11 protein-coding genes and 2 pseudogenes are annotated in these 10,957 nt (G+C 69.7%); 11 read left to right on the top strand and 2 right to left on the bottom strand.

Going from position 1 to position 10,957, the window contains the following annotated elements; all coding sequences use genetic code 11:
* Together AOK03_RS43250 and AOK03_RS44400 are read left to right on the top strand one after the other, a co-directional pair.
* Positions 1 to 318 (top strand): annotated as a pseudogene (locus tag AOK03_RS43250) (hypothetical protein); the annotation flags it as partial.
* Positions 319 to 389: 71 nt separating this feature from the next.
* A pseudogene (locus AOK03_RS44400) lies at positions 390 to 878 on the top strand (sortase domain-containing protein); the annotation flags it as partial.
* A 34-nt stretch (positions 879 to 912) separates the two neighbouring features.
* Here AOK03_RS44400 and AOK03_RS32830 read toward each other — a convergent pair.
* A complete protein-coding gene (locus tag AOK03_RS32830; RefSeq protein WP_055569030.1) occupies positions 913 to 1,629 on the bottom strand; it encodes a phosphatase PAP2 family protein in 717 nt (238 codons plus the stop codon).
* A gap of 248 nt (positions 1,630 to 1,877) precedes the next feature.
* The gene (locus AOK03_RS32825; protein ID WP_055569032.1) at positions 1,878 to 2,888 is read right to left on the bottom strand and encodes a C40 family peptidase; all 1,011 of its coding nucleotides are present in this window, start codon (positions 2,886 to 2,888) and stop codon (positions 1,878 to 1,880) included.
* A gap of 324 nt (positions 2,889 to 3,212) precedes the next feature.
* On the opposite strand from AOK03_RS32825, the gene AOK03_RS32820 reads away from it, so the two are divergent.
* From AOK03_RS32820 to AOK03_RS32780, 9 genes are all read left to right on the top strand, one after another.
* Complete coding sequence (locus AOK03_RS32820; RefSeq protein ID WP_055569029.1) at positions 3,213 to 3,539, top strand: hypothetical protein; 327 nt, start codon at positions 3,213 to 3,215, stop codon at positions 3,537 to 3,539.
* Positions 3,536 to 4,765 (top strand): putative T7SS-secreted protein, encoded by a 1,230-nt coding sequence (locus AOK03_RS32815; protein ID WP_055569028.1) that lies wholly within the window; start codon positions 3,536 to 3,538, stop codon positions 4,763 to 4,765. The genes AOK03_RS32820 and AOK03_RS32815 overlap by 4 nt, the downstream gene beginning before the upstream one ends.
* A gap of 95 nt (positions 4,766 to 4,860) precedes the next feature.
* On the top strand, positions 4,861 to 5,481 hold the full coding sequence (locus AOK03_RS32810) for a hypothetical protein (RefSeq protein WP_055569027.1): 621 nt from the start codon (positions 4,861 to 4,863) through the stop codon (positions 5,479 to 5,481).
* Positions 5,478 to 6,179 (top strand): hypothetical protein, encoded by a 702-nt coding sequence (locus AOK03_RS32805; RefSeq protein ID WP_055569026.1) that lies wholly within the window; start codon positions 5,478 to 5,480, stop codon positions 6,177 to 6,179. Before AOK03_RS32810 ends, AOK03_RS32805 begins: the two co-directional genes overlap by 4 nt.
* A 284-nt stretch (positions 6,180 to 6,463) precedes the next feature.
* Complete coding sequence (locus AOK03_RS32800) at positions 6,464 to 6,886, top strand: hypothetical protein (protein ID WP_055569025.1); 423 nt, start codon at positions 6,464 to 6,466, stop codon at positions 6,884 to 6,886.
* A 32-nt stretch (positions 6,887 to 6,918) separates the two neighbouring features.
* Positions 6,919 to 7,746, top strand: coding sequence for an ATP-binding cassette domain-containing protein (locus AOK03_RS32795; RefSeq protein ID WP_079075100.1), 828 nt, complete (start codon positions 6,919 to 6,921; stop codon positions 7,744 to 7,746).
* Positions 7,746 to 9,044, top strand: coding sequence for a DUF7224 domain-containing protein (locus tag AOK03_RS32790; RefSeq protein ID WP_055569024.1), 1,299 nt, complete (start codon positions 7,746 to 7,748; stop codon positions 9,042 to 9,044). Before AOK03_RS32795 ends, AOK03_RS32790 begins: the two co-directional genes overlap by 1 nt.
* 63 nt (positions 9,045 to 9,107) lie before the next feature.
* On the top strand, positions 9,108 to 9,851 hold the full coding sequence (locus AOK03_RS32785) for a hypothetical protein (RefSeq protein ID WP_055569023.1): 744 nt from the start codon (positions 9,108 to 9,110) through the stop codon (positions 9,849 to 9,851).
* Positions 9,852 to 10,142: 291 nt separating this feature from the next.
* Positions 10,143 to 10,865, top strand: a complete 723-nt coding sequence (locus AOK03_RS32780) for a DUF4232 domain-containing protein (RefSeq protein WP_055569022.1) — start codon at positions 10,143 to 10,145, stop codon at positions 10,863 to 10,865.
* The last annotated feature ends 92 nt before the right edge of the window (positions 10,866 to 10,957 follow it).

The following is a 10,957-nucleotide window of genomic DNA, read 5'->3' as shown; positions in this document are numbered from 1 at the left end:
ACCACCCCCTCAACGCCCTCAACGCCCTCGACGGACTCCGCGGACTCCACCGAGGCGGCCCCGAGCCCAAGCACGAGCCCGAGTACGAGCACAGGCACGAACATCGGCGCCCTGGAAGCCACCCCCTCCGGTGCGGCCAGAGGCGGTGCCACGCACGCCACGGCCGAGGCCGAGCACCCCGAGGCGGGTCCCCTCACCTTCGCCTCCGCGGCCGTCACCGGCGCCGCGGCCGGCATCGGCGTCTGGCTCCTGCGCCGCCGCCGGACCCACAGCACCGGCACCGGCACGGGCACCCGCTCCGGCACGGACCACCCCTGAACCCCGCCCTGCGCCGCACGGCGGCCCCCCTGCTGCTCGCCGCGGCCGCGCTTCTCGCCACGGCGCCCCCGGTGGGCGACGGGCCGCCCTCCGGCCGGGCCCTGGAGGGCCGTATCCGCATCGCCGCGATCGGCGTCGACGCGGCTCTCCTGCCGGTCGGCCTGGACCGGCAGGGCGCCCTGGAGGTGCCGTCGTTCGGGGACGCCATGAAGGTGGGCTGGTACACCCGGGGCCCGCGCCCGGGTGCCCGGGGCCCCGCGGTCCTGGTGGGCCACCGCGACGCACCCACCGGGCGGGGCGACCGGCACGACAGGGCCGACAACGGCTACCGGGACGCGGTCTTCGCCCACCTGGACCGGCTGCGCCCCGGCGACCGGATCGAGACGACGACGGCGGCGGGGCGACGTACGACGTTCAATGTGACGGCGGTCGACACGTACCGCACGGCGGACTTCCCCACCGCCACGGTCTACGCGCCCGCGGTAGGCGCCCAGCTTCGGCTGCTGACCTGTGGCGGCCGCATCGGCAGGGACGGCCACTGGGACTCGAACGTGGTCGTGAGCGCCGCGCGCGTGGCCGTGGTCGGGAGTGCCGCTAGGCGGCGAGGTCCCGCTCGTCCGGATCCGCCGACGCCGCACCCGACTGCCTCGCCGTCCCGCTCAGCGGCGCCGCGACAGGACCGACTTTCCGGTCCCACACCAGCCATCCCGCGCGGCCGGAGCGCCCGATCATCTTGGTGAGCGGCGTGAGCAGCGCCATGGCGAGCGGTGACAGGAGCAGCGCGACGGCGGTGCCGAGCGCGAAGCCGCCGACGACGTCCGTCGGGTAGTGCACGCCCATGAAGACGCGGCAGAAGCCCTCCAGGGCGGCGAGGCCGAGGCCGACGAGCCCGAACTTCCGGTTGGCGACGAAGAGTCCGGCGCCGATGGCCATGGCGAGCGTGGCGTGGTCGCTGACGAAGGAGTAGTCGTTCTTGCCGTCCACCAGGAGCTCGATGCCGCGGTGGACGCGGAACGGGCGCGGCCGTTCCACGAAGCCGCGGATGGGGACGTTGATCAGGACGGCGATGCCCGCGGCGAGCGGTGCCCAGACGACGGCGGCGACCGACGTGGCGGCGTCGTCGAGGGTGCCGCGCCTGCGCTGGCCCCACCAGCACCACACGACGAGGAGCACGAGGGCGAGCAACAGGCCGTACTCCCCGACGAAGGCCATGGCGCCGTCGAACCAGGACGGGGTGTCCTTCGCCAGGCCGTTGATGTCGTAGAGCAGGCCGACGTCGGGGTTCGACCCGGATTCATCGAGTCCAGCCATGGCGCTGCGGCCCCTTGTCTCCTAGCCCAGGGGCGCACTGTGCGGTGCGCCCGCTCCATCAACCCCCGTGGTCGGTCCAGTCAAGGGAACGCCCGGTCCCCCGTCATACGTTCCACCCTCCACCGAAAGATCACTCAGACGTTACCGAAGAGAGATACATCGCTGCAGCTCAGAGGAGTGTTCTAACGGAGAGTTCAAGCCACATCACACCACGCGCGCCCCGCCGGCCCCACCCGCACCGAGGCCCCTCAGACCTCTGTCGGCTTGGCCGGCAGGGCCTTGGCCCCGTCCTCGGTGACACGAGTCGCGCCAAAATAGTCGGGAGTGTCGATCGGGTCGAACCGGATCACGGCGCCCGTGCGCGGGGCGTCGATCATGTAGCCCCCGCCGACGTAGATCCCGACGTGCCGGATGGTGCGGGAATTGGTCAGGTCGTCGGAGAAGAAGACCAGGTCGCCCGGGAGGAGTTCGTCCCGCTTGGGGTGCGGTCCCGCGTTGTACTGGTCGTTGGCGACGCGCGGCAGCGTGATGCCGACGGAGCGGTACGCGGCGAGGGTGAGCCCGGAGCAGTCGAAGCGGCCGCCCTGGTCCGCGGTGCCGTTGCCGCCCCACAGGTAGGGGGTGCCGAGCTTCTTCTGCGCGTAGTAGATGGCCCCGGCGGCCTGCTGCGAGGGCGCCACGCGGCCGACGGGCCGGGCGAAGCTCTTCGACAGGTCAGTGATGGTCTTCACGTAGTTCTGGGTCTCGCTGTAGGGCGGCACGCCGCCGTACTTGATGACGGCGTACGCCCCCGCGTTGTACGCGGCGAGCATGTTCTTCGTCGGGTTGCCGGGCGCGTCCTTCACGTACCCCGCGAGCTTGCAGTCGTACGAGGCCGCGGACGGAATGGCATCCTCCGGGTCCCATACGTCCCGGTCCCCGTCGCCGTCCCCGTCCACGCCGTGCGCCGCCCAGGTCCCCGGAATGAACTGCGCTATGCCCAGCGCCTTGGCCGGACTCTTGGCCCGCGGATTGAACCCGCTCTCCTGGTAGAGCTGGGCGGCGAGCAGCGCGGGATTGATGGCCTTGCAGAGGTTGCCCCACTTCTGCACGAGGGGCTGATAGGTGGCCGGCACGGCCCCCTTGGCGAGCCCCACGGACCCCCCGCCGACTCCGTTGGCCATGCTTCCCGCGGCCATGTACGTCCCGACGACGAGCAGCGCGATGAAGCTGAGGGCCCCGCCGATCCCGACGGACGCGACCAGCCACGCCTTACGCACCGTCAACCACCCCTCACCCGCCGGTAGTCCACCGGCGCTCAGTGTAGAGGTCACTCGTGACAGTGACAGGTGGCCTTGCCCGATAAAGGCCGGGAACCTCGGGAAACCAGGGCGGCATCGAGGAGTGATCAGGCACATCCGGCATGCGCCGATATGGGACGCCGCTCCATAAACGTGCCGCTGGTATCGACCATCGCCCGTAGATAGCTTGGTTCACCCCAGCGAACCCCCGCCTCGCAGGAACAGATCCTGGACGGCCTCCCTCACCGCACGCGAGGCCCCGCGGGCAGCAAGGAAGATCGCGGACGCGAACCAGGAGCAGGAATGGCCGAGAAGCTGAGAGTCGACGCGGTCGAGCTCGAGAACTTCATGAAGTTGCTCGACGGGTCGGTCACATCCCTGAAGGGCCTGCGCAGCGCCCTGGCCGACGCGACCGTCGGCGGACTGGGCACGGAAGACCTCGACAAGGCCTGCGAAGACTTCCAGTCGGACTGGAAGTACGGCGCGGAGCAGATCGGGGAACAGACCGAGGATCTGGGCAAGATCATCGAGCAGAACAAGAACGCCTTCATGGAAGTCGAGGACGCGCTCACGAAGGCGATGAAGAAGGCCGGCAAGACCAAGGACGACATCGTGGTGGTCCCGACGTGACGAGTGCCGCCACCTATCCGGACCTCGGCTTCGATCCGACCCCTGGAGACTGCGACACCGTCAAGACGCTGCACAAGAAACTGGACGGCTGCGCCACTGTCCTTCGCGACACCCGGAAGGTCGTCACGAAGCTGATGGACGGCAGCTACTGGGAGGGCGACGCGGCGGTGGCGTTCCGCGAGACCATCGAGGACGGACCGCTCTCCCTCAATCTTCAGAATGCCGCGCACTCCATCGAAAAGGCCGCCAAGCAGCTGAAGCGCTGGGAGAACGACCTGGACGACTTCCAGCGTCGGGCGAAGGAACTGAACGGCAAGGCGAAGGACGCCCGGGACGCGTTGAAGGCCGCGAAGGGACACGCCGACACCGCCGGCAATGATCCCGACCTGGACAAGAAGGGCAGCAAGCAGGACGACGCGAAGAAGGCCCAGAAGCTCGCCGACGGCAAGGTCGAGGACGCGCAGGCCGAACTCGACCGGATCCTGGGCAAGGCGCGGAGCCTGCAACACGAGCACAGCGAGCGGTCGAAGTACCGCGCGGAAAAGATCCGCGACGCGACGGACAAGCTGGCGCCGCAGGAGCCGGGCTGGCTCGAGGGCGCCTGGGACTGGATCCAGGAGAATCTTCCCGACATTCTCAGCGCCATTGCCGGAGTTCTCGCGCTGGCGGCCATTCTTCTGGCGGGCCCATTGGGCGTCGGGGTAGCCGCAGCACTGATGTTGGCGGCATCAGCCACAAGCCTCGCGGCACTCGGGACCCGGATTGCCGACCCGATTGTCCTTGAATCACTGATGGACGGCTTCACCAAGGGGGAGTTCGACGCCGACTTCTTCAGCAATCTGGTTTCCGTCGGAGCCGACGCCGTAGGGGTGATTCCCGGGCTCGGAGCTGTCGTCAAGGGCGGCCGCACTGCCACTCAAGCAGTGCGGGCGGGCGCCGGGGCGATGAGTCTCGGACAGAAAGTGGCCACCTACGGCACACACACCTGGGATGCCGCCAAGGGCATCGGTGGACTGGCGAACCCCTTGATCGACGCAATGGTCACCAGCGAGAGGGCGGCCACGAACGTGGGGGCCACCTCAGGCGCCATGGGCCTCGTGACCGCTGTATACGGGTTGGCCGATGACGACGAAGGCAGGTCCGAGGCGTCGACGAAGGTCGATGGCGGGCGTCTCCTGATCGACTTGCCGGGGATCCCGGCCATCGCACGTTTCGCCTTTCCCTAGATCAGCCGCTCCAGAAAGAGGCGTTCCCAGTGAATCCTGCCGACTACCCCACAGCGTGGGATCATCCGCCGACGCGACGGGCCTGGTTCCTGCTCATGGTCAAGAACGTGGCCGGGCTCATCGCGTGGATCGGTGTGTGGATCCTCCTCCTCGCCCTGTCCTCCGAGACACGATGGGTTCTGTGGATCCTCATTCCCTATTCCATCTACGGAGCTTGGCGACTGTTCGTCCAGGTCTTCGGGTACTTCCCGGTCGCCATGCGCGAACGCCGCGTCTTGCGGGCGTACCCGTGGCAAGTGCGCAGCAACGCTCCGCACGGTCTGGGGCAGTATCCCGATGTTCAGGGCGATCAGTTCGGTTGGTTCGAGTTCCCGAACCCCGCGGACGAGCATCAGCAACTCCCGCTCGTCTTCTCCAACCACCTCCGTGTGGGCTGGTGGCACCGCAGAATGGCACCCCGCGCCAAGGCGCAGCTGAAAGCCCGGATCGAGACGGTCTGGTTCGCCGGTGACCCTCGCATGATCGGCCTCATCGCCGCACCTTCAGCAAACGGCCGAGCACCTCGCCGAAGCAAGATCCTCCGCCAGCGGCTGGCGAATTCCCACCACGCTCTCACCACGGAATGGAGAGCGTCAGCCGACGACGTGGAACGCGGACGGCGCGCCGGATTCACCCCAGAGACCGATCCGCGCAGGTCGAAAGAGAAGTCCCTGTGACCACGCCCAAGTTCATCATCGACGAGTCGGCTCATGACCCCGAGGCCGACATCTGGTTCGCCCAGCCCGCAGGGTTCACCACCATCCCCTTCCGTGCGCTGTTGAACCCGAGCGACTCCGCCGGAACCCGGGCGCTGCGCGACGCGATCGCGCCACTTCTGGACGCCGCGCCTGACGAACTCGCCCGCCGGCGTTTTCTGGCCGAACTCGCCCGAGGGCAACAGCTCTTGGCCGCCCTCGTCGAGACCGGGACCACGCGGTGCTCAATCGGACTGCATCGAGACGACGTACCGGACGTGAGCAGCGGCGAGAGCAGCGGCAGGCTTCTGCTCTCCCTCCTCACCCTGTCCTGGCAGGACATCGCCGCAGCCGCCCCCGCCGTCACCGCCGCCCGTGCCGTTGCCGGTGCCGAAGGGCACACGAACGTCGAGTACTTGGAGCTTCCTTGCGGCCCGGCCTCGTTCAGCGAGCTCGTCCGCATCCCGAACGCCGAGTCCGGCCTCCCCCAGGACCCGATCCTTCAGGTGTTCGCCCACCTCCCGCACCCGGACGGCAAACGCCTGGTGGTGCTTGCGCTGGGGACCACCGCGGTGGGCCGCCGCTCGGAGTACCGGAGTCTGCTCCACCAGATCGCCGAGAACGTCAGTTTCGAGAACCCTTTCGCGGAGGAGGCCCCATCTCGCGCGCGGGGCTGCTAGGGCACCGGCGCGCGCCTGGTGCGGTGAGGCCGACGGCGTGACCAGCCGTTTTGCGTGATGCGACGTCAGCTGCCGTCGCCACAGCGGTAGTCCACCACCCGTGGAACCCACGCGCAGCGCCGATATCAGGCCAACTGCCACCACTCAAGCACCGCCGCGCGCATCCACCCAGCAGTGATCATGTACACACCCGAATTAATGATCTGCAGCGGGCGGATGTACTCGAATAGCATGATCGGCGACCAAGCAGTTACGACCAATTCGTGTTGCTTTGAGGAGAGTTCATGCGCAAGCGTTTTACGGGGAAGCGCAAGCTCGCGGTCGTGGGGGCGCTGACGGCTGTGGCCATCAGTGTGCCTGCCGTGGGTGCGGTGGCCGCCGAGATAAGCGGGAGCCGGCTTCCGTTCGCCCTCTCCACCGGGGGAAGCAAGGAGGACGGTGACCGCTGGAAGGGCAAGAGCAGCGGTCACGCCAAGGCGTGCGGCGACGTGCCGGTGAACGACACGCGTACGTTCAGCGCGTACATCTACCAGGACAAGAGCTTCCGTCCTGACCCGAAGATCGCCAGCACGTCCCGCAGCTACAAGCAGGGCTACGGCTGCGGCGGCTACAAGGGCACCAGCACGGGTGGCAAGTACTACACCAAGGCCACCTGGGCCGGCATTCCCGGCAGCCGGGCCTACGGTTACGTGAACGCCCAGAACTGATTCGGATTCAGAACTCAGGACTCAGGACTCACGTGAGTACTCCCCACCGCACCGCCGCGTCCGGCTCCCAGCCGGTCGCGGCGGTCGCGGGCGTCACCGTCCAGTACGGCTCGACGACCGCCCTCGACGACGTCACCCTCACCTTTCCCGCCGGGGTCACCGGCCTGCTGGGGCCCAACGGTGCCGGGAAAAGCACCCTGTTGTCCCTGCTGAGCACGGCCCGCAGACCGAAGACCGGCGACGTCACCCTCCTGGGAGAGACCCCGGGACGGGCCCGCGTGCAGCGACTGCGGAAGCAGATCGGGGTGCTGCCGCAGTCCTTCGGCTACTACCCGCGCTTCACCGTCCTGGAATTCACCGAGTACGCGGCATGGCTGCGCAAGGTCCCCGCCGCCCAGCGGCGCGACCGGGCCCGCGAGGCGCTGCGCCTGGTCCAGATGGAGAAGCACGCGCACAGCAGGATGGGCGCCCTCTCCGGCGGCATGCTGCGCCGCGTCGGCATCGCCCAGGCCATGGTCAACGAACCCTCCCTGGTCCTCCTCGACGAGCCGACGGTCGGCCTCGACCCGGCCCAGCGCGTCGGATTCCGGACCTTGATCAAGGAGTTGGGCGACCGGTGCGCGGTGGTGATGAGCACCCACCTCGCCGAAGACGTCGCCCACGTGTGCGACCGGGTCGCCGTCCTCCTGGAGGGGACGGTCCGTTTCACGGGTACGGTCGCCGAACTGTGCGCCCTGCCCTCCTCCGGTGCGGACACGGATGACGCCGACGCCGATGCCGTCGCCGCCAAGGAAATCGACGGGGGAGCCGTGGAAGCCGGATATCTGCATCTGGCCGGCACGGAAGCGGTGGCCGGCTGATGCGCGTACTGCTGACCGAGATGCGCCGCGGCGAGGCCAAGTGGGGCGCCGCGCTCATGGGCGCCATCGGCATCTACTACTTCACCGCCGAAAGCCCCGGCGAGAGCGACTGGATCGGCTGGTGGAACCAGACCAGCCTGCAGGTCCAGCTCTTCTCGGTGATCGTGATGGGCTCCGTGATGAGCGCCGCGGCCGCCTGGAGCGCGGGCCGCGCCTTCCGCCACCGCACCCGGGTCTGGGCCGACACCGCCGCCCGCGGCGGCTGGGCCCAGGCACTGCTGCTCTGGCTCGCCGCCTGGCTCTGGGCGCTGCTTGCGTACGCCGTACTGATCGCCGTCGCGTTCTCCCGGACCGCATCCGTCAGCGAGGTCAGCGACCCCGCGTGGACGCCGCTGCTGCTCGGCGCGGGCATGATGGGCCTGCAGATCGCCGTCGGCGTCGCCATCGGTTCGGCGCTGCCCTCGCGCGTGGTCGCGCCCTTCGCGGGGATCTTCTGGTACAGCCTCTTCGTCGTCGTCGCGTTCGTCCCCGACACCCCGCTCGACAAGCTGTTCCCGGCGATAGACGAGTTCTGGAGCTCGGAGTTCGAGCCCAACACGACCCGCATGCTGATCGCCGTCGCCTGGTGTCTGGCCTTCGGTCTCGCCCTGACCGCGCTCCCCGCCCTCTGGCGCCGCACCGCCCTCGCGCCCCGCCCGGTCGCGCTCGGCGCGCTCACGGTGGTCGCGCTCGTCGCGGGCGGCACCCTCGTGGCCTTCCGCACGCCGGTGCCCGACTCGTACTGGGCGGTGCGCAAGGAACAGCCCGCGCAGCCGCTCTGCACCACCAGCGGCCGCAGCAAGGTGTGCCTGTGGCCGGAGGACCGTCATCTGCTGCCGCAGGCCCGCGCCGCCCTGCGGACCGTCGACTCCGGGCTCGGCTCCCTGTCCGGACTCAACCGCGCCTTCTACGCCGACGGACTCCACCGCCCGTCCGGCGCCACCGCCGAACTGCCCCTCATGTCACCGGCGGCGACCCAGGCCGACCTGACGGACGCCATGTTCTCGGCGGCCCTCCCGCAGCCCAAGTCGTCGAAGTGCGGACCGCACATCCTCAAGGCGGCAGGCGGCTACCCCGACACGTTCCTCTTCGAGTCGGCCGTCCGCGCCCGCATCGGGGCACCCGGCGAGTACTACGGGGAGGAGTTCGGCCGCGCCCTGGAGCGCATCACCGGCGCCCCCCGCGCACGGCAGGACCAGTGGATCGAGGCGGCGGCCGCCGACATCCGCGCGTGCAAGCCCGTCCCCACACTCCCGTAGCCCCCATGGCTGTCCTAGCTCCGTCTCTGAAGCTGCCTCTCTGAGCGAATCGACCGTGCCGCTATGACCCCCGCGAACCCCACGTCGAACCCCTCGAACACCCCGAGCGCCTCGCACACCTCAAGCGCCTCGAACGCGTCGGCGCGGCCCGAGGAGACCCCTCGCGCGCGCCTGCTCCGCGACCCCCGACTGCGCGCCGTTCTCGCCTTCGTACGCTGCCGGGGCCTGCCCCGCGCGGCCGGCGCCGCCCTGATCGTCGCCCTGGCGGCGACCGCCTTCGCGGGGCAGCGCGTGGCGGTGCCCGAATTCCGCTACCTGGTCGACTTCAGCGTGCCGGTCGCCGAGATCGTGCCGCTCGCCCACGCGATGGTCCTCGCCACCACGCTGTTCTCCCCGATGGCCGACCTCGAACAGACCTCGGCCCAGCCGATGAGCCGCCACCGGGCGCTGTACCTGGTGGTCCTCCTCGCCCTGGCCCTGGGCCTGACCGCACTGCCGCTGCTGGCCGGCGCCACGGCCGAGGTCTTCGCCTCGGCGGCCCGCAACGTCATCGGCTACCTCGGCCTCGGCATGCTCAGCGCCCGCCTCTTCGGCAGCGGCCTCGCCTGGCTGCTGCCGCTCGCCATGTTCGGCCCCACGCTGCTCCTCGGGGTCGGCAGCGACAACACCCCGGAGCCCTGGGCCTGGTCCCTGCACCCGTCGTCCGACGCCGCGGCCGCGATCGTGGCCGTGGCGCTGTGGGTGGTCGGCGCGTGCGCCTCCGCCACGGCGGGGCCACGGCAGGCGGAGCGGGCCGAGCAGAACTGAGGGGCGCGGAGAAGCGGGGCGCGAAGTGCACGAAACGGAACGTGAGAAGTCGCGTCCGTGAGCGGAGCGCCCCGTTCCCAGCTCTCCGCGTCCCACCGGCCCGTTCCAGGGGATGACCGTTTCCCCAGGTCAGAGCCCCTTCGATCATTCCAGCGTTCCTGATCCTCCGGCTGCCATTGCCCCGTCCCCGCGCCACCCGCTTCGCTGTTCACCAGGCCGAACAGCAACAGCGCAGCCTCACGGCACGGCCTCACCGCACGGCCCACCACTCACTACGTCACGGGGACCCCCATGAAGCACGCCCACGCCACCAAGACCCTCCTCGCCGGCCTCGCGCTGATCAGCACCCTCGGCCTGACCGCCTGCAACGGGGACGACGACGGCAGCGCGGGTGCGGCCCCCGACTCCGCGTCCGGCTCCACGACCGGCGGCAGCGGTGGGAACAGCGGGAACGGCGGCTCGGACCAGGGGACCGGCGGCGGCTCCTCCGGCAGCAGCGGCAGCAGCGAGGGCAAGAGCGGCGGCAACGACAGCGGTCAGGGCACCGGCGCCGGCACCGGATCCAACGAGAACGGCAAGGTCGGCATCTGCCGCAGCGACGAGCTGGAGGTGACCGCCGTCGACAACTCCACCGGCAAGACGGAGGGCGTCGTCACCGTCCAGTTCAAGAACGGCGGCGGCCGCGACTGCACGATCAACGGCTACGCGGGCGTCGACCTGAAGACCGCCTCGGGCGACACCCTGTCCGTGAACCGCAACGGCGAGAAGGCCGTCCCCGGAGTCATCAAGGACGGCGAATCCGCGGCCTTCAACATCACGTTCCCGGTCAACAACAGCGGCGGCTCCGGTGTGCGCGTCACCAAGATCCTGGTGACGCCGCCGAACGAGACGAAGACCGTCACCATCGCCTGGCCCGCCGGTTCCCTCCCCGTGGACAACCCCGACGCCCCCTCCGACGGCCCGAAGCTGTCGATCAGCCCGGTCGGCATCGTGAGCGACTCCCCCGCGGGCTGAATCACGGCAGAGGTGCCCGAGTGACCCCTGTGGCCAGGCAGAACGCCCTGGCCACAGGGGTTCACGCGCTCCCGCCGCAGCCGATTGACGCG

The sequence above is a fragment of the Streptomyces atriruber genome (genome assembly GCF_001418325.1).
Lineage (GTDB): Bacteria > Actinomycetota > Actinomycetes > Streptomycetales > Streptomycetaceae > Streptomyces > Streptomyces atriruber.
This window is presented reverse-complemented; position numbering and strand designations above follow the sequence as displayed.

Excerpts from the sequence above, each read along its gene's own strand:
- AOK03_RS32820 (WP_055569029.1), top strand. The coding sequence starts at position 3,213 with ATGGCCGAGAAGCTGAGAGTCGACGCGGTCGAGCTCGAGAACTTCATG.
- AOK03_RS32780 (WP_055569022.1), top strand. The coding sequence starts at position 10,143 with ATGAAGCACGCCCACGCCACCAAGACCCTCCTCGCCGGCCTCGCGCTG.
- AOK03_RS32830 (WP_055569030.1), bottom strand. The coding sequence starts at position 1,629 with ATGGCTGGACTCGATGAATCCGGGTCGAACCCCGACGTCGGCCTGCTC.
- AOK03_RS32800 (WP_055569025.1), top strand. The coding sequence starts at position 6,464 with ATGCGCAAGCGTTTTACGGGGAAGCGCAAGCTCGCGGTCGTGGGGGCG.
- AOK03_RS32810 (WP_055569027.1), top strand. The coding sequence starts at position 4,861 with ATGGTCAAGAACGTGGCCGGGCTCATCGCGTGGATCGGTGTGTGGATC.
- AOK03_RS32785 (WP_055569023.1), top strand. The coding sequence starts at position 9,108 with ATGACCCCCGCGAACCCCACGTCGAACCCCTCGAACACCCCGAGCGCC.
- AOK03_RS32790 (WP_055569024.1), top strand. The coding sequence starts at position 7,746 with ATGCGCGTACTGCTGACCGAGATGCGCCGCGGCGAGGCCAAGTGGGGC.